Genomic DNA, 18,492 nt, shown 5'->3' on the forward strand with positions numbered 1-18,492 from the left:
AGGATTGGACCATGAGCTTGCTGAACCGCGTTCCCGGTCAATCTGTTCCGCAAGATAAAGGTCAAGAGCACATGGATTCGCTGGTGACTCCAAAGGTCCTGGAGACGTTGAAACGTCCTTCCAGGGTGCGCAAGTTCCCGGTCACGCTGCACACTCAGGGCGCCACCGTCTATGTGGAATCACCCCAGGTAGCTGCGGAGATGGCCGACTACGACCGTGTTCTGAGGAATATTCAGACTCGCATGAAGCGCCGTTCCGGTCGCCGGTAGCGCTGGCGCAGGTTGAGCTCACACCAGAGCTTGACCCGTCACCGCAGCCACTCGCTGCTCCAACTCGGCCCAGCTGCGCTCCGCTTGAAATTCCGGGTCCAGAACGTGCACCACGGCGTCGTCGTTCTGCGTTCCCTGAACCAACGTGCCGGGCATCAAGTTGAAGGTCCCCAAGGCAAAGGCGCGGGCTGTGCCCGTGAGGCGCATGGGAACGGTGACCACCTGCGGATCGGTGCGTCCACCGGGGGAACGGCTGATGGCGCGCAAGGCAACGTCGGTGCCGCCCAACAAGGCGCGATGAAGCACCCAAAAGACCAGCCGCACCCCGGCCACAGCCCGTTGTGGACGCCACTTCCCCGGAGTGGATCGCGGCGGGGCCAGCACCAGGCTCAACGCCACGGCGGCAGGAACAGCCACCAGAGCGTAGAGTCCGTAGGAGAGGTTGCCTTCCACCAGAACCCACCACAGCAGGGCAAACAGCACGGTGCGGACGGCAGCAGAGCGAACGTGATTCACGGGGTACCTCCCCAAGCCAGGGCACTGAGCACTATCAGCACCACCATGACCGCCACCGTCAGTAATCCACTGACGCGCCAGCGGCTCAACCGTTCTTCCGTGTGGGTGGCCAAGACAGTGGCCCGCACGGCACCCAGCCATCCGGTGGCCATGGTGGCGGTGGCCTTGTCCCGGGCCAAACCGATGAAGTCGGTGCCGCCACTGGCCACCCGGCCCAAGCGCCGGGCCGCGTTCTCCACCGGAACCACCAGGTCCCCGGGAGGAACCACCTCTCCCAGGCGGGTGGCCAATCGCGGCGACTTCTGCGGTAGCCAGCGCCACACCGCAGCGCCCAGAAGCAGGCCGATCAGCACCGGCCACGTGGCATCCCACAGCGTCACCGGCTCCAGCCCGGGCACCGAATCCAGCGGAACCCAGCGGTTGGTCAGAACCCACGGCACGGTGGCACTCAGGGCCACCAGAAACAGCCAGGCGGGTAGCCCGGGATCGTCCTTGGGATGGTGTGGTTCAAGGTCCGTGTGCAGCAGAATCCAGGCCATCCGCACCAACAGCACCGTGGAGCCCGTGGCCACCAGGGGCAGCAGATCAGCCAACTCCACCCCCAGCACGGCGGTGGAAGCTATGGCTTCCTTGGCGGCGTACTTGCCCACGGCACCTGAGCTGAGGGGCGCGCCCACCACCACCAGGCCGGCCACCACAATGCCCGCGATCACCACGTACCGCCGCAACCCTTCAGCATGGTGTTTCCACACCGGCACGCCGATGAACAAGGCACCCTTGGCCAGACCATGGTGCACCGCATAGATCACAGCGGCGGTGATGCAGGCAGCCGCCAAGTCCGGAACGGCCAAGGCGGTTCCGGTGAGCACACCCAGGAAGCCCATCTGGCTGATGGTTGAGTAGGCCAACACCACCTTGGGGTCGCGCTGCACCACGCCCAGGAGCACCGCGGCAAAGGCACCCACCAGCGCCAGAACGACGACGACCGTCCCCACCCCTTCCATGGACACCTCACCCAGGGGCAGGAAGCGGATCATTCCCACCAGACCGGCTTTGACCATGGCCCCGGACAGCACAGCGCTGGCTGCCGGGGGAGCTGCGGGGTGGGCCAGGGGAAGCCACATGTGCAGCCCTACCAGCCCCGTTTTGATGCCCAGCCCGATCAGCAAGAGCACCACAATCACCAGGCGGTGCGGTGACTGCGCCACCGCTGACGGGGCATCCACCAGCAGAAAACCACCGGCTTGGGCCACCACGAGCACCCCGGAGAGCACCGCCATTTCACTGATCACGGCCAGGATCAGATAGATCCGCGCGGCACGGAAGGCTTTGTTCGTTCGGTCGTGCAGCACCAGACCGGTGGCAGCCAGGCTCATCAGGGAAAAGCTGGCGTAAAAAGTCACGGCATCCTGGGCCACGTACACACCGGCGTTGCCCACAAAACACACCAGTAGGTACGCCACCAACTCAGGGGCACGCCGGTCATAACGCCAGGTCACGGCCCAGACAGCAGCTGCATAGAGCAAAATCGCAACCATGGTGAGGGCCCGTGAGACCACATCGAACCCCACGGTCACCCCAAACATGAGCCACGGGGCGTGAGCAGATTCGGTGGGGCCCATCAACGTCAGCACGGCTGCCGGTACCAGGGCCAACGGGGCAAAGTTCAAGTGCCCGGTGACCACTTTCAGAGCTCGGCGGGTCCGGGCGCGGTGCATTCCCGCCAGCACGGCTGCCACCAGCACAGGGAGAGCAGCAGCCAGAATCCACAACAGTCCCATCACTGATACACCCTTTCCGCCAGATAGGAAGCCACGTCCAAGGGGGAGTAGGGCACCCCGGCAAAGAGTCCGACAGCCAGGGCGAACACCGCTGTTGTCACTGCGGGCCACAGCAGCGCGGGCGGTGCCTCCAGCACAGCACGGGTGCGTTCCAACACGGGGCCGTCCGGCATCTGCGCGGGTTCCCGGAACCACATGCGGATCACCACCGGCAGGAAGTAAGCGGCGTTGAGCAGCGCGCTGGAAATCAGGACGCCCACCACCCAGGATTCATCGGCGTTGATGGCACCGGTGCCCAACTGCCATTTGGTGATGAACCCGGCCATGGGGGGTATCCCGATCATGCTCAGAGCGCCCACGGTGAAGGCCGCTGAGGTCAGCGGCATACGTTTGCCCAAACCGTCCAACTGGCTGATTTTCTTGATCCCCCAGACTTCCGCTGCCAACCCAGCGCAGAAGAACAGCGTGATTTTGGACAGTCCCTGATGCACCAGGTGGACCAGGCCACCGGTGGTGGCGGTCACGCTGAGCATGGAGAGGCCCAAGGCGATGTAGCTGACCTGGCTGACGGTGGAGTAGGCCAGGCGCTTCTTGATGTCCTCCTGCAGCAGGGCCCGCACGGATCCGTAGATCACGGTGAACGCGGCCAAGAACAGCAGAGGCTTCAACACCCCCAGTGAACTGGCCACCTGCACGCCGTAGAGATCGTCAATGATGCGGATGAGCCCAAAGGCACCTGCTTTGACCACGGCCACGGCGTGCAGCAGCGCGCTCACGGGCGCTGGCGCCACCATGGCCCGGGGCAGCCAGCCGTGAAAAGGGAACAAAGCTGCTTTGACGCCCAAGCCGGCTACGAACAAACAGAAGATGGCCGCTGCCACCCCGGGTTGTTCAGCTGCAAGGTCCGCCACGGCCTGGACGCCACCCACGGAGAACTCCACGGGCCCGATCAACGCGGTGAGCCACACCGTGCCCGTCAGGAACAGCAGGCCCCCACCCAGGGCGTAGTAGAGGTACAGCCGGGCGGCTTTCAACGCCGGCACCGTGCCGTAATGTGCCACCAAGGGGTAGGTGACAAGACTCAACATTTCATAAAACAACAGGAACGTGACCAGGTTCCCCGCGAAGGCAATTCCCACCGTTGCCGTGACACACAGTGCAAAGAAGCCGAAAAACCGGCGACGGTTGGGTCTGCCATCCAGATAACCGATGGCGTAGATGGTGGTCACCAGCCACAGCAGGGCGGAGAGCATGGTGAACAGCAAAGACAGCGAATCCACGCGCAGCACCAGGTCCACACCGGGCAGGAACGGGAAGCGCAGTTCCGGGGCAATGCTGGCATCCAGAATGAATGGAATCAGCGCAGCCACCAGCAGCACCTTGGTGGTGGCTGCCGTGATGTTGATGGCGATCCGAGGGCGCACTGCACGCTCCGGGAACATGAAGATCAGCACAGCGGGCACTGCGGAGAGCGTGAGCAGCACCAGCGGTACCAGGGTGAGGAGGTTCGACGTCGTCATGGGCCACTCACTCCCACCAGGGTCAGTTCAGCCAGGGGTGCTGCAAGCAACCCGGTGAACACGGCTGAGGCGCCCAGGAAGAACGGCACCCAGCGTTGGGCGGCGGGTCGGGGTCTGGGCTCAACGCGCGCAGCTTCATCGTAAATATCGGAGGAACGCAGCAGAGCGGCAATGGGCCGCAGCAAATAGCCGGTGGCCAAGAGCGTGCCCATGAGCAGCACCGCCACAATCCACCAGGCACCTTCCAGGACAGCCACGGTCAGGTACTGCCATTTGGCACTGAAGCCCAGGGAAAGTGGAAGTCCAATCAGACTGACAGCGGCCATGATCATGCCCGCGGTCAGCACTCCTTGGGTGCGGGCCGCACCCACAAAACCGTCCACGTGATCGGTGCCGGTACCCAACACCAGGGTGCCTGCGGCGGTGAACATGGCCGCCTTGGCCAGGCCGTGGGCCACGGCCATGGTGACGACAGCGACCAGAGCAGCCTCTCCCACCCCGGGCACTCCCAGCAGTGGAAAGACCAAAAACAAGTACCCCACCTGGGACACCGTGGAGTAGGCCACAATGCGCTTCAAGTGTTTTTGTGCCAGGGCCATGAGACTTCCCCAGATCACAGCCACTGCACCCAGGATGCCCAGCACCAGGGCCACGGTGGGCTGCGGTGGGAAGACGTCCAGCCACAGACGCAGCAGCAGGTAGAACGATCCCTTGACCACCAGAGCCGACATCAATGGACTCACGGCAGGCGGAGAACCTGCGTGTGCGGGTGGCAGCCAGGCGTGCATGGGCACCAACGCGGTTTTCAGAGCCATGCCTGTGGCCACCAGGATCAGCGCCAGCGTGGCGGGGGACAAGCTCTCCGTGCCATGGGTGGCGCTCAGTCGTTCACCGGCCAACTGCATGTCCAGGGTGGAGGTGGCCGCGTAGATCAGACCGATTCCCACCAGCAAGAGCATGGAACCTACCACGGCAACCACCAGATAACGCAGCGCAGCCTGTGGCGCACCGCGGCCACCCAGGGCCACCAAACCAACGGCGGAGAGCCCCAACACCTCCAATGCCACGTAGGCATTGAAGAGATCGCCCGCCAGGAAGATTCCCACCAGACCGGACCAGGACAAGAAAGCGAGTGTCCAGAACCCCGGGCGCTTGCCGGTGGCGGCCTGCTCGCTGGCGGCCATGATCATGGTGGCCAGCGCCACCACACTGGTCATGGCCACAAATACTGCGGCCATGCCGTCAGCCCGCAGGGCAATTCCCACCGGTGGAGCCCATCCGGCCATCTCATGTTCAAGGGGCCCGGCCACCGCCACGGCCACCACCACTGCCAAACCGGCACCGGCACTGAGCACAGCCCCCACCACACCGGCAACGGCTTGACGTGAACGCGGCAGCACCATGCACACCACGGCGGCCAGCACGGGAAGGAAGACCGCAGCGGGCAGCAGCGCGGACAGCGTGGAGTCGGAGAGCATCAGATCGGAACGTTCAAGCATCATGATTTCGCCCCCGGTCCGAATCAGCATCCTCACCGGTTGGCGCTGCAGGGGAAGTGTTTTCCGGGGCGGCGTGGGCGTCGTCGTCGTGAATTGCCTTCAGGAGCACCAAACCCACGCCCGTGAAGGCCACCGTGATCACAATGCCGGTCAGGGCCAGGGCTTGCGGGACGGGATCTGATGGGGTGGCGCGTACCGCCAAACCGACCAGGACCAGTAGGGTGCCACCGCCGGTCACATTGACCGCGATCAGCCGGGCCAGCAGGTCCTCCACGGTCAGGAGGCGCAGGACGGCGATTGCTGTGATCAGCGCCCCGAGCCATAACGTCAAGGTGGCAAGGGTCGGCTCAGGCATCGGGGGCCACCTCCCGCCCGTGCGGTTGACGATCAACCGTGGTGGCCAAGAAAATCACGCCCAACCCGGCACCGATGCTCACGGCCAACGCCGTTTCCAGGGCAATCGTGATGGTCCCGGCCCACGGACCGCGCAGGAACAGCCACGCATCCCCCAACACCAGACCTCCCACGGCCACGGTCAGGAAGGCCACCACACCGATCAACAGCACGCTGATCATGGCGGGCCCCACCACAAAGCGCCGCACTCCGGAGGACTGCAACAGAATCACGACGGCGGCCAGTGCTGCCCCCGACTGAAAGGCGCCGCCGGGTTGGGAGGAGCCTGCAAAAAGCAACCAAGCGGCCAGTAGTAATGCAACGGGGGCCACGATCGTGACGTAGAGCTTCACCAAGGGGGACGGTTGATGTTCAGCGCGGGGGAGGCGGGCGTGTGGATCGCGCAGGAAGGCAAGTGCCACAGCCACGGCCGCCAGGAGCACCACCATTTCCATGAGCGTGTCATAGGAACGCAGGTTCAGCAGCACCCCGGTGATGGGGTGCTCCACACCCGTGCTGGGCATGGCGTGGGCCACGGGTTCGCTCAGGCCGGAACTTTCCGGTGCGGCCAGGCTCAGCAGATGGGCCAATCCTGCACCCAGCCCGGCTCCGCCGAGTATCCCCACCACAGTTCGCCCGGTGGTGGATGTGCGGGCGGGGGAGGCGCCCGTTGTATTGGCGCTTGGGTCGGATGGACCGGGTTGGGGAAGGACCGTGGCCACGTAACCGAACAGCGCGCCGGTCACTCCGGTGCCGATCACGGCTTCGGCCAGGGCAACGTCTGCTGCTCCCAGTACGGCCCAGTAGGAGCTCAGGAAAACCCCGAACACCAGAAAGAGGACCACACCTGTCAGGCGACGCGGTGTGTAAAGAGCCGCAATGGCACAGATGAGAACAGCGGCGGCCAGTACCACGTGCAGGGGGGTCACGGAATCGGTCAGGTTCATTCTGATTCCTCCGTGGCTGCGGGCGTGGCCATGGCCGTATCCGTGGGCTGCTCTGCGGCCAGCAGATAAGCAGCGGTTGCGGCCGTGGCCAAAGCCAGAAGCCAGACCAGGCCCACCTTGGCGGCGGCACCCACGGAATCAACCTGCATCACCACGGCCAAGCCCACGAACCCCAGTCCCAGAGAATCTGCCTTGGCCAGGGCGTGCAGCCTGGAGCGCAGATCGGGAAAACGCAGAAGACCCACGGTGCCGGCCGTGAAGAACACGGCTGCGGCCACTGCGGCCACCACAGTGATGGCATCAGCGGCCCAGGCGGCCGCCCCGGAGACCTGGGACAGGACGGAGAGCTCAATCACGGGGTTCACCGCCAGCACTTCCGGCACGTGAAACAAAACGTTCAGCACCCATCCGCACAAGCACGATCACCCCGGCCAGGGCCACAAATCCCAGAGCAATGTCACGCAAAGCGGGGATCTCCGTCAGGACAGAGCCGATCAGGGCCAGGCCAGCTCCCGTGGTTCCCGCGAACAGTGCTCCGGTGATGCGGTCACGGCCCGTGGGTCCAAGCAGCACCCGCCCCAGGCAAACCAGAATGTTGACGGCCAGCACCATGGCAAGCGCCATGAGGGCCAGGTGTGCTGTCACGGGGTTCGGTCTCCACTGGTCGGTGTGTACCGGGCGCAGCGATTGCAGCGGTGAGCGCCCGGAAAGAGGCCAACCAGAAGTCTAAACGACAGCTGACTGTCCAACCCCGGGAAACCGTTTGCTGTGAGCGGATGCAGCGGTGAGTTATCCCACGCGGTAACCGGTGTTGGTCTCCGCAGGGCCAGCAGAGTCAGCGGGACCACGGTGGACATGGGTTGCGTTCAGCTCTGCCACGCGGCTGACCCCCAAGAGGTGCATGGTGACCTCAATTTCGCGGGCCAAAATCTGAATCATCTTGGTCACGCCTGATTCACCCCCGGCCATCAAACCGTACAGATAAGCCCGCCCCACCATGGTGAAGTCCGCCCCCAGGCACAGCGCCGTCACCACATCCGTACCGGAGAGGATGCCGGAGTCGTACACAATCTGCGTGTCCGGTCCCACAGCCTCTCGAATGACCGGGAGCTGATGCAACGGCACCACCGAGCGGTCAAGCTGACGGCCACCGTGGCTGGAAACCACCAGGCCGTCCGCACCAGCGGCAACACATTGCTGAGCATCCTGGGGAGTCAGCACACCCTTCACGAACAACTGACCGGGCCACTGCCCGCGGATCCACTCCAGGTCAGCCCAACTCAACGTGGGATCGAACATGGAATTGATCAGCTCCGGCAGCGAACTGGTGGAGCTGGACAGGGATGCGAAGGTCAAGGGGTCCGTGGTGAGAAAGTTGAACCACCAGTGCGGGCGAATGGCCGCATCCGCAATGGTGGCCAAGTTCAGGCGCGGAGGGATGCTCATTCCATTGCGGACATCACGCAGGCGCAACCCCGCCACGGGGGTGTCAACCGTGACCAGCAGGGTGTCGAAACCGTGAGCCCAGGCCCGTTCCATCAGCTCCCGTGAACGGTTGCGGTCCTTCCAGAGATACAGCTGGAACCAGCGCTGACCGGCACCGGATGCGGCGGCCACTTCCTCCACGGAGCGGGTCCCCATGGTGGACAGCGCAAACGGGACGCCCTGCCTGGATGCCGCTGAGGCACCGGCATCCTCACCCTCGGCGTGCATGAATCGCGTGAAACCGGTGGGAGCGATCCCAAAGGGCAGAGCGCTGATGCGCCCGGCAATCTTCACGGTGGTATCCACACGTGAGGTGCCTTTGAGGACACGGGGCACCAGTTCGACGTCGTGAAAAGCACGCCGGGTTTTGGCAGCCGTGATCTCCGCCAGTGCGGCACCATCCACGTAATCGAAGGCAGGGCGCGGAGTACGGCGCTTGGCGATGGCCCGTAGATCGGCCACGTCTGCGGCCTTGGCCAGTCGGGCTGCTGTGCGATCCAGCGTGGGGCGCTCAAGCTGCAACAACGGCCGCAACTCGGCCACGGCGGGAAGTCTGCGGCGCAGTTTCATCGGGGCCCAGCCTCCGGTGCAGCCGGGGTTTGACCGCGCCTGCCTGTGTCATCCATGCCTGAGATCTGCTGCGGGCGCAGAGTCCTGGAGGCAGCTATGGCCACCAGGGACAGGACGCAGCACACGGAAACCACAGCGGCCGCGGCCACCACGGCGCCGTCGAACCACTGGATGACCAGGGCCAGGCCGAGCGGTGTCAGACCTGCCACCAGCGCGCCGTTCAACTCACGGGTGATTGCTATGCCGCTGTAGCGCTCGCGGGCCGGAAACAGATCAGCCAGAAACGCACCTTGGCTCCCGGAGGTCATGGCGATGATCAGCCCATAGCCGCCGGCAATCGCAGCACCAGCCAGCAGGGCGCTGCCGCTGCTCAATGCGCTGAAGAGTGGGAAGGCATAGACGGCGCCCAAGGCGCTGCCCACGGCAAACACTGTGGCCGGGCCAAATCGGTCGGCGGCCAGCCCGCCCAGTGGCGTGCCGATGATGCCGAAAATGGTGCCGATGGTCACGGCTCCCAGAGCTGCGCTGCGCGGCAACCCCACGGCCTCGGAGGTCATGAGGGACAGGGCAAAAACTGCCATGGCGTAATTCAAGGCATTGTGACCGGTCACGGAGAAGAAGCCAATGATCAAAGCCCGGCCGTGACGGCGGAAGAGCTGAAGAGCGGGGATGGCCTGGCGCTGTTGCTGTGACTCCGCCCGGGCAAGGGCTGCCACATATTCCGGAGTTTCCTCCAGGTGGCGGCGGATGAACAGGGCCAGGAGGAACAACACGGCGGAAGCCAGGAACGGGACACGCCAGGCCCAGCCCAGCAGTGCTTCATCGCCCAGGCTGGAGACCAACAAAAAGGCACCGGTGGCCAATACGATGCCCGCGGGAGGGGTTGCCAGCACACATGAAGTGAGCAGTCCGCGGCGTTTTGGTGGCGCGAATTCCGCCACAATCGTCATGGCGCCCGCCAGTTCCGCACCGGCACCCATGCCTTGGAGGAGACGGAACATGACCAGTAGGACGGGTGCCAGGACTCCGATGGCTGCCGTGGTGGGGAGCAGGCCGATTGCCACAGTGGCCACACCCATCATGATGATGGTCAGCATCATGGCCGGACGCCGTCCGTAGCGGTCCCCCAGGTGGCCAATCAGCAATCCGCCCAGGGGGCGAGCCACAAACCCGACCGCGAAGGTGGCGAAGGCAGCCAGGGTGGCACCCGATCCGGCACCGGCAAAAAACAGCGGGCCGATCACCAGCCCGGCGGCAGCTCCGTACAGGGCGTAGTCGTACCACTCGATCAGAGTGCCGGTCACGGCTGCAAAGAGAGCGCGCCGCGCACTGGGCGACATGGAATCACCGGAAGCCGTGCCTGGGGCGGAACGGTCTGTCTGAGCTCCGGAGTACCTGGAGGCGGCAGCCTGCGACGGACTGCGGGGGGCTGATGGTTCAGTCATGAAATATATTTCTAATCTAGAGTGATACAGTTCACAAGTGGTCGGCGAAAAAAAGAAATCCTCTCTGAGCTCCGCCATCAGCCATGACCTGAGAGCCATGATCCTCACCGGGGAACTGGGCCCGGGGGAGGTGGTGATCGAAGCGGAGCTGGCCGCAAAATTCAACAGCTCCAAGACGCCGGTGCGGGAAGCGCTACGGCAGCTCACCACCGAAGGTCTGGTCACAGTGCTGCCGAAGAAGGGTTACCTGGTCCGGGTCATGACCCAGCAGGACCTCACCGAAGTGCTGGATCTGCGCATGCTTCTGGAGCCACATGCGGCCGCCGAATGTGCCCGGTTTGCCGATGCCCACACCATCCAACGTCTGCGCCAGTGCATTGATCGTCAAGAGGCGGCAGGTCATGCGCAACCCCTGGCGCGAACGGAACGTGCCAGGTCATTCCACCTGGAAATCGCCCACTCAGCCCGTAGCGCCCGCCTGATCAGCATGCTGCAGCGTTGCCACGAGGACATGGTGCGAGCCCACCACATCATTCCCCAACTGCGTAATCACCTGGGCAACCCCCGCGAGCTTGAAGAACATGAAGCCATCTACCGCGCGATCGCCGATGGCCGCGGCGCACTGGCAGCCCAACGCATGCGTGAACACCTGCGCACCATCCGCTGCACCATGGGAGTGGACCTGGGGGCAGAAGCTCTGCTGTGGCGGGAGTGAGTCCCCGCTCAGAGTCCCTGTAGGAGCTTTCGCTCAGAGTCCATGTAGGAGCTGCCGCTCAGAGTCCCAGGACAGCAATCGCCACCATGAAGTACACCAACAACCCCGTTGCATCGCAGAACGTGGAGATGAACGGAGTGAAGAACACCGCAGGGTCCACTTTGCAGGCGCGGGCCACCAGGGGAATCACCCCGCCCACGGTGGCAGCAATGGGGCAGTTGAGCATCAGCGTCACCGCGATCACGGCGCCGATGTCCACCCCGTACACAGCTGCGGTGATGGCAAAGGCCAACACGGCAAGAATGGCTCCCAGCAGCAGGCCGGCCCGCACCTCTTTGAGGGCTACTTTCCACACGTCCCGGGTAGCCACGTCTCCCACGGCCACAGCGCGGGTCACGGTGGTGGCAGCTTGCGCGCCGGTGTTACCGCCAATGCCGATCAGCAGCGGGATGAACAGAGCCAGGGCCACGCGCTGGGAGAGGGTGTCCTCAAAGAGCTCCAACACCTGAACGGTCAGCGCAGCAGAAATCGCCAGCACCAAGAGCCACACCACCCGAGCGCGAGCAATGGTGCGCACGGAGGTCAGCAGGTATGGGCGACGTAGCGGCTCGCTGGCGCCGGCTCGGGCCTGATCCTCGGCCACTGCATTGCGGTCAATCCGGGCTGCGTCAGCAATGGGCAGCACGCCGACCAAGCGCTGCTCGCTGTCCACGATCGGAAGCACCAGGTCGCCGTCGTCCAGCTGCCGGCGGGCCACGTGTTCGGTGTCTTCCTCCGTGTAGGCGAACTCCGGGTGGTCATCCATGAGGGTTTCCACCAGGGTGCCCGGCTCCGCAGCCACAAGATCCGTGAGCTCAACCACACCAATCAACTTGCGATCGGAGGCGATCACGGGCAGCTGGCAGGCCATCTCCGTGTCCGTGCCGCTGTGGCAAATCTTGGCCAAAATACGGTCGGTGCTCTCCCCGCCCGAACAGCGAATGGGGGCCACGGACATGCGCCGCCCCACGGACTGCGGGGTGTAGCCCAGCAGCATGTTGGCGGCTTCCATGTCTTCCGCGTCAAAGGCATTGATCAGGCGCTTGGCCACCTTGGCGGGTACCTCGTCCAAGAGCCAAGCCTGCTCCTCCGGGTCCAGGGAGCCGAACACATTGGCAATTTGGGATTGGCCGAATTCGGCCACCAGATCCGCCTGGGCACCCGAATCCAGTTCATCGAACACGGCCACGGATTCGCTCTTGTCCAAAAGCCTGAACACAATGGCGGCTTCCGGGGTGGGGAGGGATTCCAGCAGATCGACGACGTCGCCCGTGTCCATGGGGCGCACCATCTCCGCGATTTCTTTGAGCTGTCGGTCCTGGATCAGGGCGTGAATATTCGCGGGGGCAGCGGCAGGCACGGTCCCCAGTCTAGGTGCGTCAGGGGCTCACCCGGATGATGCTCTGGCCTGAACGTCAAGCCGTGCGCAGTTTGATACCCCATCAGGGCTGATGGGGTATCAAACTGCGCACGGCTTGAGCTGTTGAAGGAGGGGGCGGGTCAGGTGCTCACCCGTTGATGATCTGCGGAACACCCAGGTGTTTGAGCCCTTCCACCCCGAACTCCAGGCCGTATCCGGAGCCTTTGACGCCGCCGAAGGGAATGCGTGGGTCAACGCCGCCGTGGGAATTGATCCACACTGTTCCGGCTTCCAAACGGGAGGCCACAGACAGTGCGCGTTGGCGGTCAGCTGACCACACCGAAGCCCCCAATCCCACGTCCAACCCATTGGCCTGTTGGGTGGCATCCTCCAGGTCCGTGTAGGCAATGATGGGCAGAGCGGGGCCGAACTGCTCCTGGACCACCAGGTCCGCATCCGGGCTGATCTCTGCCACCAGCGTGGTGGGATAGAAGTTGCCTGGGGCCTCCCTGTCAGGGTCACCGCCCAGCAGAATCCGCGCCCCGGAGGCTTTTGCCGATTCCACCAACTCGTCCACGACCTTGAACTGCGCAGCGTTCTGGAGCGGGCCCAGCACGTTGTTCTCGTCCAGTCCCACGCCCATGGGCATGGCGGAGGCCACCTCCACCAGGGCGGCGCAGACGTCGTCGTAAATGCTCTCCGGGACGTAGAGCCGCTTGAGTGCTGCGCAGGTCTGGCCGGTGTTGATGAACGCGCCCCAGAACAGGCCCTCGGCAATGTCGGTGGGGTTGACGTCATCCAAGACAATTCCAGCGTCATTGCCCCCCAGTTCCAGGGTCAGGCGCTTGACGGTGTCCGCGGAGGCTTGAATGATCTTCTGCCCGGTGGCAGTGGAGCCCGTGAACATGATCTTGTTGATCCCCGGGTGCTCGGCGACGGCGGCACCCACCTCTCGCTCACCGGCCACCACATTGACCAATCCTTCCGGGAGGACCGAGTTGAGTACGTGGCACAGGGCCAACACACTCAGGGTGGTGTACTCAGATGGTTTGACCACAACGGTGTTGCCCATCCGTAAAGCGGGGGCCACCTGCCAAATGGTGATCATCATGGGCCAGTTCCACGGGCCGATGGCACCCACCACTCCAAGGGGGCGATACGTGAGGGTGGCCAAGGTCTGGCCGTCGTCCACCACGGTTTCCGGTTCCATCTCAAAGGATGCTGTGGCGCGCAGCCAGGCGGCACAGGCTCCCACTTCAAAACGCGCATTGGGCCCGTTGAGGGGTTTGCCCTGCTCGCGGGAGAGCAGCTCAGCCAGTGCTTCGGCATGGGTTTCGATGGCCTCCGCAGCAGCCAGCAGGACTTCGCTGCGTTCACCGTGGGACGTGGCCCCCCAGGCAGGTTGTGCCTTCCGCGCGGTATCAACTGCAAGATCCACCTGGGCGGCGTCGTGAACCGGGGCGTGCCCGATCACCTCATCCGTGGCTGGGTCGTGTACGGCACGTCCCTGGGGATCGACGACGGCGGATAGCAGCTGGTCATACGTCATGGTGTGCTCCTGAATCGTGCAAACAAGCGTGGTGAACTCCGCTGCCCCAAGGCGCAGTGGACCGCGTGGCGGTGGTCATGCCCCCATGCTGCGTGGTCCTGTGTGCCCGGTACTTGCCCCAGAGCGCAGCGTTGTTGGTTTCTGGTGTGTGGTGCATCACAGGGTGCTACGTTCGGGGTGGGAGAGGTGGCGATGAACACGATTGATCCGCAGCAAGCCATGTCCGATCCGCACATGTCCGATTCGCAGGGGTCTGATCCCCAGGGGTCCGCCCCTGAAGATCGTCAGGTCAACACCACGCGGGGCCAGGCCATGACCATGCCCCAGTGGCGTGCGGCCATCACGCGTGCCATTGGGCAGTTGACCCTCAGCGCCCCGGACGAGTCCGCCTTCCGCGCCCATTTGCAGGCGGCCAGCTTGGAAGATGTGCACCTGTTTGACATGCACACGGATGCCCACACGGTGGTGAGGGAGCCGGAGCAGGCCGCTCAAACCGTGGGTGCCCACTGCAAACTGAGTCTTCAGATTTCGGGGGTGGCCACCCTGACCCAAGATGGCCGCGAGTGCCTTCTGAACCCCGGTGATCTGGCGCTCTACGTGACCCAACGGCCCTATGAGCTCACCTACCCCGGGCCGCAACACAGCCTGGTGGTGTTCTTCCCGCAGAACTTTGTCCACATGGCCCCGGAACAAATCAGCCAGGTCACCGCCACCCGGGTCAGCCGTACGGATGGTCTGGGGCGGGTGGCGGTGCCGCTGTTCGAGCAGTTGGCCGCCAACATTGATCTTCTGCACGGTGCCCACGCCATGAGCCTGGTGCGCTCAGCGCTGGACATGCTGGTCACGGTGCTCTCGGCTGAAGCTCACACCGGTGCGGCCGATGGCGCTGAGAACATCTTGTTGCAGCAGGCCATGGCCTATATTGACGAAAACCTCCACGACCCTGACCTGAGCCCTTCCAAGATCGCAGGTGCTCTTTACGTTTCCGTACGCCAGCTTCACAGCCGTTTCTCCCACGGGCAGCGCACCGTGTCCGCATACATCCGCACCCGGCGCCTGGAGGCCATTCGTCAAGATCTGGCCGACCCGCTGCTCTCTCACGAGTCGGTCCAGTCCATCAGTGCCCGGCACGGCTTGTTCGATGCTTCCTACGTGTCCAAGGCGTTGAAATCGGAGTATGGAGAGGCGCCATCGGCCTACCGGGCGCGGGTGCTGGGAACCTGATCAGGTTGTCATGCCAACTCGCGGATCACCCGCCGTGCAGTGCTCAAGCCCGTCTCCAATGCGCCTTCCACCACCACACCGCGCCAGCCCTTGGCCCAGTCCGCACCGGCAAAGTGCATCCGTGTTTGGGTGTCACCAAAGTGGTGCCAGCCGTTGGTGAATTGGCCCTTGCGGAGGGTGGCCCAGGCCTGACCACTCCATTTGTCCGCCACCCAGTCGTGCCCGGTGCAGCCCATGACTTCCAGATCCGGGCGCCATTGATTCACGACCTCCTGGCCGCTGGCCGGGTCCTCCAGCGCAAGCCGATCATGGTGTGAACCGAAAGCAACGCAGATGGTGGAGCCTTCCGGGCAGTCCGGCTCCGGGTCCAGGAAGATTTCGCTGCGGAGCATGGCGGCTTTGGCCGGGGTGGGTGCGTAGCCGAAAATGCTGTGGTGGCCGCGAATCTTCAGCCACATCTTGGCACCCGTGGAGTTCCATTTCTGGTCCACCACGTGCTGCATGGCAGCGGGTAGGCGTGGTTCAAACTCAATGGTCCCCAGTGCTCCCACCGGCACGGTCACGATCACGGCGTCGGCGGCAATGACTTCACCGGATTCCAAGGTGACCGTGGCACCCGTGGAGCTGTGATCAATCTTGCTCACGGGCGTGGACAACCGAATCGGACACCGCAGATCAGCGGCCATGTTCTGATAAATTCCGCGCATCCCGTGGGTCAATTTGAAGCGCAATGTTTGTTCGTCCAACAGCGGTAGACGGTGATCGGACAGGGCCACCCACTGCTTGGCCATCAATGCCGAACCGTTGTGCGGATTGCCAATGTAACCAGCTGACCAGTACGAGTCACACAGGTCAATTTCTTCCTGCGTGAACTCCCCGTTGCGCAGTGCGTCCAGCGGGCTCTGCTGGTCGAATGCCACAAAGCGCTCGCGGACTTCATCAGGGCCGGTGAACTGATCGGAGAGCACGTGGAGCGGGTCATGCGGATTGGGAAAGAACTCCCGCGAGCCCTCTAAGATCTTGGCCATGGGCCGCTCCAGCATGGCATCAACTTGGGCCTCAGTGCCCTCTTTCAGCTGCCCGTCTGTGACCCAATAGGCGCGTTCACTCACCGGGCTGGGATAGATCGTCTGCCCGTAGCGGGTGATTTCATTCCACATGTTGGGTTGCATCCAGTGCACCCACGTGGCGCCCAGCTCCAGGGGACGGCCCAGGCGTTCCTCGGTCCACGCGCGCCCGCCAATGCGGTCGCGGGCTTCCACGATTTCCACCTCCATTCCTGCCATCTGCAATTCACGGGCAGCGCTCAGACCGGCAAAACCGGCTCCTACGACGACGACGTGCGGGGTGGCCATGACAGTTCTCCTTGTTCTGGGGGTGAGGTACGGGCTTGTTGACGGCAGACCGGCTTCAGGTGCGCGGTAGGTCCGTGTTCTGGTCGATCTGATCCTGGTGGCGCATGGCCTGATACTCCTGCGGGCGCCGCCGCCGGATCACCTCACCCCAGATCAGCCCCAGAACACCTGTGCCAATGATGATGCCGGGCATGACCACCACCAACGGTGAGCGGCCTTCGGCGTCGATCATGATGTCAAAGTTCGCCAGGATCAGAATGGCCACGATCATCAGCGCAATGGCCGCCAGGCCCGGGGCGATCATGCGGGTCCACAGTCCGTAGCCGTGGTGATCCTTGGTGAACCAGGCGATGACGGCAACGGAGGTGACAGCCAGCAAGAACACCAGTCCGAAAGCTGCCGCGTTGGTCAGCCACGTGAACAGCGTGACCACGGGAAACAGGGGGCCGAGTTCGTGGCCAGTGCCAGCCACCGCAAAGACCGCGACCACCACCAGGGCGAGCAGGGATTGGGTGAGGGACCCTGCGGCGGGGGCTCCCGACGTCGTTGATCCGGCCAGGTAGCGGGGCAGTACCCGGGAGCGGCCCAGGGCAAAGAAGTAGCGGGCTGCCGCGTTGTGAAAGGCGATCAGGGCAGCCAGCAGGCTGGTGATGAACAGGACATTGGCAAGTTCGGCCAACAGCGGTGACTGTCCGGCCAGCCAGACGAACACCAGGTCCGGTCCGAATTCACGGGACTGGTCGATGACGGTGCTGGGGCCAATCCCCATGGCGAAAGCCCACGCGGACGCCGCGTAGAACAGCGCGATCACACCAACAGCAATGTAAGTGGCGCGGGCCACCGTACGCCGAGGATCCTTGGTCTCTTCTGAGTAGATGGCCCCGGATTCAAAGCCCATGAAGGCTGCAATGCCAAAGGCCAGCAAAACGCCAATACCTGAAGCCAAGAACTGGTCCGGCTGCAGAGTTTGGGTGGACAGTCCCTCCGGGGCCGTGCCGATTGAGATCACGCTGACCACAATCACGACCACAAATTCCAAGGCCACCAGAACGCCCAGAACCTTGGCCGAGAGATCCACGCTGTTGATTCCCAGAATCCCGACCAGCACCCAACCGATGCCGGCGGCGGCCCACCAGGGAATGTTGAGTCCGGTCCAGGTGGTGAGGGCATTGGAGAGGGCAAAACCGAACAGGCCGTAGAGCCCGATTTGCATCATGTTGTAGCTGACCAGCGCCAGCAGTGCCGCGGCAATGCCCTGGCGATTACCCAGACCTTCGGTGATGTAGGCGTAGAAGGCCCCGGCGTTTTGCACGTGGCTGCTCATGGCGCCGTACCCGGCTGCAAAGAGGACCAGAACCACCCCCAGAACCAGGTATGTCACGGGAACGCCCAAGAGTCCGGAGACGGCAAAATTGGTGGGAACTCCGCCAGCCAGCACCGTCAAAGGTGCCGAGGCCGCAATGATCATGAAGACCAGCGCGGTGGTGGACAAATGCCTGCGCGCCAGGGCTGGCGTGTCCGCTTCGCGGGTCTGTCCGGCGGCCATGCCGGCGGTGGTCTGAGTCGAGGTGGTCTGAGTCATGGGGGAACCTCCCGAGTGAGGCGCAGGGGCGCTGTACCTCAGCGCGCCTCTGCTGGACGATTCCCTCCAATGTGATGCAAGGCACACCCGTGATGTTTGTGTGTGCGTGCGCGGTGGTTGGTTGTGGACGCGATGCCGTGGGCCATGAACAAGCCGTGCGCAGTTTGATACCGCATCAGCGCTGATGCGGTATCAAACTGCGCACGGCTTTTGCTACAGGGAGGTGAAGATGGGCCGGAAGAA

General features: G+C 63.9%; 17 protein-coding genes. 3 read left to right on the forward strand and 14 right to left on the reverse strand.

From position 1 onward, the window contains the following. Positions 1-11: 11 nt before the first annotated feature. Positions 12-269 (forward strand): hypothetical protein, encoded by a 258-nt coding sequence (locus tag Q4G32_RS12765; protein ID WP_303351933.1) that lies wholly within the window; start codon positions 12-14, stop codon positions 267-269. Between the two features lie 18 nt (positions 270-287). Here the strand turns inward: Q4G32_RS12765 and Q4G32_RS12770 are convergent, their stop codons facing one another. The 10 genes from Q4G32_RS12770 to Q4G32_RS12815 form a co-directional block, all read right to left on the reverse strand. After that, positions 288-785, reverse strand: a complete 498-nt coding sequence (locus Q4G32_RS12770) for a Na+/H+ antiporter subunit E (protein WP_303351935.1) — start codon at positions 783-785, stop codon at positions 288-290. Then, on the reverse strand, positions 782-2,566 hold the full coding sequence (locus Q4G32_RS12775) for a proton-conducting transporter transmembrane domain-containing protein (RefSeq protein ID WP_303351937.1): 1,785 nt from the start codon (positions 2,564-2,566) through the stop codon (positions 782-784). The genes Q4G32_RS12770 and Q4G32_RS12775 overlap by 4 nt, the downstream gene beginning before the upstream one ends. After that, positions 2,566-4,086, reverse strand: coding sequence for a proton-conducting transporter transmembrane domain-containing protein (locus Q4G32_RS12780; protein WP_303351939.1), 1,521 nt, complete (start codon positions 4,084-4,086; stop codon positions 2,566-2,568). Before Q4G32_RS12780 ends, Q4G32_RS12775 begins: the two co-directional genes overlap by 1 nt. After that, positions 4,083-5,588, reverse strand: a complete 1,506-nt coding sequence (locus Q4G32_RS12785; protein WP_303351941.1) for a complex I subunit 5 family protein — start codon at positions 5,586-5,588, stop codon at positions 4,083-4,085. Before Q4G32_RS12785 ends, Q4G32_RS12780 begins: the two co-directional genes overlap by 4 nt. Further along, positions 5,578-5,940 carry an NADH-quinone oxidoreductase subunit K gene (locus Q4G32_RS12790; protein ID WP_303351943.1) on the reverse strand — a complete coding sequence of 121 codons (363 nt, stop codon included), beginning with the start codon at positions 5,938-5,940 and terminating at the stop codon, positions 5,578-5,580. Before Q4G32_RS12790 ends, Q4G32_RS12785 begins: the two co-directional genes overlap by 11 nt. Next, the gene (locus Q4G32_RS12795) at positions 5,933-6,925 is read right to left on the reverse strand and encodes a hydrogenase subunit MbhD domain-containing protein (protein ID WP_303351945.1); all 993 of its coding nucleotides are present in this window, start codon (positions 6,923-6,925) and stop codon (positions 5,933-5,935) included. The genes Q4G32_RS12790 and Q4G32_RS12795 overlap by 8 nt, the downstream gene beginning before the upstream one ends. After that, entirely contained in the window at positions 6,922-7,290 is a 369-nt protein-coding gene (locus Q4G32_RS12800) for a cation:proton antiporter (RefSeq protein ID WP_303351946.1), read from the reverse strand. Before Q4G32_RS12800 ends, Q4G32_RS12795 begins: the two co-directional genes overlap by 4 nt. Then, complete coding sequence (locus tag Q4G32_RS12805) at positions 7,274-7,570, reverse strand: hypothetical protein (protein ID WP_303351948.1); 297 nt, start codon at positions 7,568-7,570, stop codon at positions 7,274-7,276. The genes Q4G32_RS12800 and Q4G32_RS12805 overlap by 17 nt, the downstream gene beginning before the upstream one ends. Before the next feature lie 144 nt (positions 7,571-7,714). After that, positions 7,715-8,980, reverse strand: coding sequence for an alpha-hydroxy acid oxidase (locus Q4G32_RS12810; RefSeq protein WP_303351950.1), 1,266 nt, complete (start codon positions 8,978-8,980; stop codon positions 7,715-7,717). Next, entirely contained in the window at positions 8,977-10,425 is a 1,449-nt protein-coding gene (locus tag Q4G32_RS12815) for an MFS transporter (RefSeq protein WP_303351952.1), read from the reverse strand. Before Q4G32_RS12815 ends, Q4G32_RS12810 begins: the two co-directional genes overlap by 4 nt. Positions 10,426-10,462: 37 nt before the next feature. Between Q4G32_RS12815 and Q4G32_RS12820 the strand changes: the two genes are divergently transcribed. Further along, positions 10,463-11,140 (forward strand): GntR family transcriptional regulator, encoded by a 678-nt coding sequence (locus Q4G32_RS12820; RefSeq protein ID WP_303351954.1) that lies wholly within the window; start codon positions 10,463-10,465, stop codon positions 11,138-11,140. A 58-nt stretch (positions 11,141-11,198) separates the two neighbouring features. Here the strand turns inward: Q4G32_RS12820 and mgtE are convergent, their stop codons facing one another. Then, entirely contained in the window at positions 11,199-12,539 is a 1,341-nt protein-coding gene (gene mgtE, locus Q4G32_RS12825; RefSeq protein WP_303351956.1) for a magnesium transporter, read from the reverse strand. A 148-nt stretch (positions 12,540-12,687) separates the two neighbouring features. Next, positions 12,688-14,088: an aldehyde dehydrogenase family protein gene (locus Q4G32_RS12830; RefSeq protein ID WP_303351957.1), complete on the reverse strand. Its 1,401-nt coding sequence runs from the start codon at positions 14,086-14,088 to the stop codon at positions 12,688-12,690. Positions 14,089-14,280: 192 nt separating this feature from the next. On the opposite strand from Q4G32_RS12830, the gene Q4G32_RS12835 reads away from it, so the two are divergent. After that, positions 14,281-15,312 carry a helix-turn-helix domain-containing protein gene (locus Q4G32_RS12835; RefSeq protein WP_303351958.1) on the forward strand — a complete coding sequence of 344 codons (1,032 nt, stop codon included), beginning with the start codon at positions 14,281-14,283 and terminating at the stop codon, positions 15,310-15,312. A gap of 8 nt (positions 15,313-15,320) precedes the next feature. Here the strand turns inward: Q4G32_RS12835 and Q4G32_RS12840 are convergent, their stop codons facing one another. Next, a complete protein-coding gene (locus tag Q4G32_RS12840) occupies positions 15,321-16,667 on the reverse strand; it encodes an NAD(P)/FAD-dependent oxidoreductase (protein WP_303351960.1) in 1,347 nt (448 codons plus the stop codon). Between the two features lie 55 nt (positions 16,668-16,722). Next, the gene (locus tag Q4G32_RS12845) at positions 16,723-18,249 is read right to left on the reverse strand and encodes an APC family permease (RefSeq protein WP_303351962.1); all 1,527 of its coding nucleotides are present in this window, start codon (positions 18,247-18,249) and stop codon (positions 16,723-16,725) included. Positions 18,250-18,492 lie beyond the last annotated feature (243 nt).

Source organism: Kocuria sp., assembly GCF_030538595.1.
Classification (GTDB): domain Bacteria; phylum Actinomycetota; class Actinomycetes; order Actinomycetales; family Micrococcaceae; genus Kocuria.

Coding starts and splice junctions, on each gene's coding strand:
- Q4G32_RS12765 (WP_303351933.1), top strand. CDS start 12: ATGAGCTTGCTGAACCGCGTTCCCGGTCAATCTGTTCCGCAAGATAAA.
- Q4G32_RS12775 (WP_303351937.1), bottom strand. CDS start 2,566: ATGGGACTGTTGTGGATTCTGGCTGCTGCTCTCCCTGTGCTGGTGGCA.
- Q4G32_RS12780 (WP_303351939.1), bottom strand. CDS start 4,086: ATGACGACGTCGAACCTCCTCACCCTGGTACCGCTGGTGCTGCTCACG.
- Q4G32_RS12785 (WP_303351941.1), bottom strand. CDS start 5,588: ATGATGCTTGAACGTTCCGATCTGATGCTCTCCGACTCCACGCTGTCC.
- Q4G32_RS12790 (WP_303351943.1), bottom strand. CDS start 5,940: ATGCCTGAGCCGACCCTTGCCACCTTGACGTTATGGCTCGGGGCGCTG.
- Q4G32_RS12795 (WP_303351945.1), bottom strand. CDS start 6,925: ATGAACCTGACCGATTCCGTGACCCCCCTGCACGTGGTACTGGCCGCC.
- Q4G32_RS12810 (WP_303351950.1), bottom strand. CDS start 8,980: ATGAAACTGCGCCGCAGACTTCCCGCCGTGGCCGAGTTGCGGCCGTTG.
- Q4G32_RS12815 (WP_303351952.1), bottom strand. CDS start 10,425: ATGACTGAACCATCAGCCCCCCGCAGTCCGTCGCAGGCTGCCGCCTCC.
- Q4G32_RS12830 (WP_303351957.1), bottom strand. CDS start 14,088: ATGACGTATGACCAGCTGCTATCCGCCGTCGTCGATCCCCAGGGACGT.
- Q4G32_RS12835 (WP_303351958.1), top strand. CDS start 14,281: ATGAACACGATTGATCCGCAGCAAGCCATGTCCGATCCGCACATGTCC.
- Q4G32_RS12840 (WP_303351960.1), bottom strand. CDS start 16,667: ATGGCCACCCCGCACGTCGTCGTCGTAGGAGCCGGTTTTGCCGGTCTG.
- Q4G32_RS12845 (WP_303351962.1), bottom strand. CDS start 18,249: ATGACTCAGACCACCTCGACTCAGACCACCGCCGGCATGGCCGCCGGA.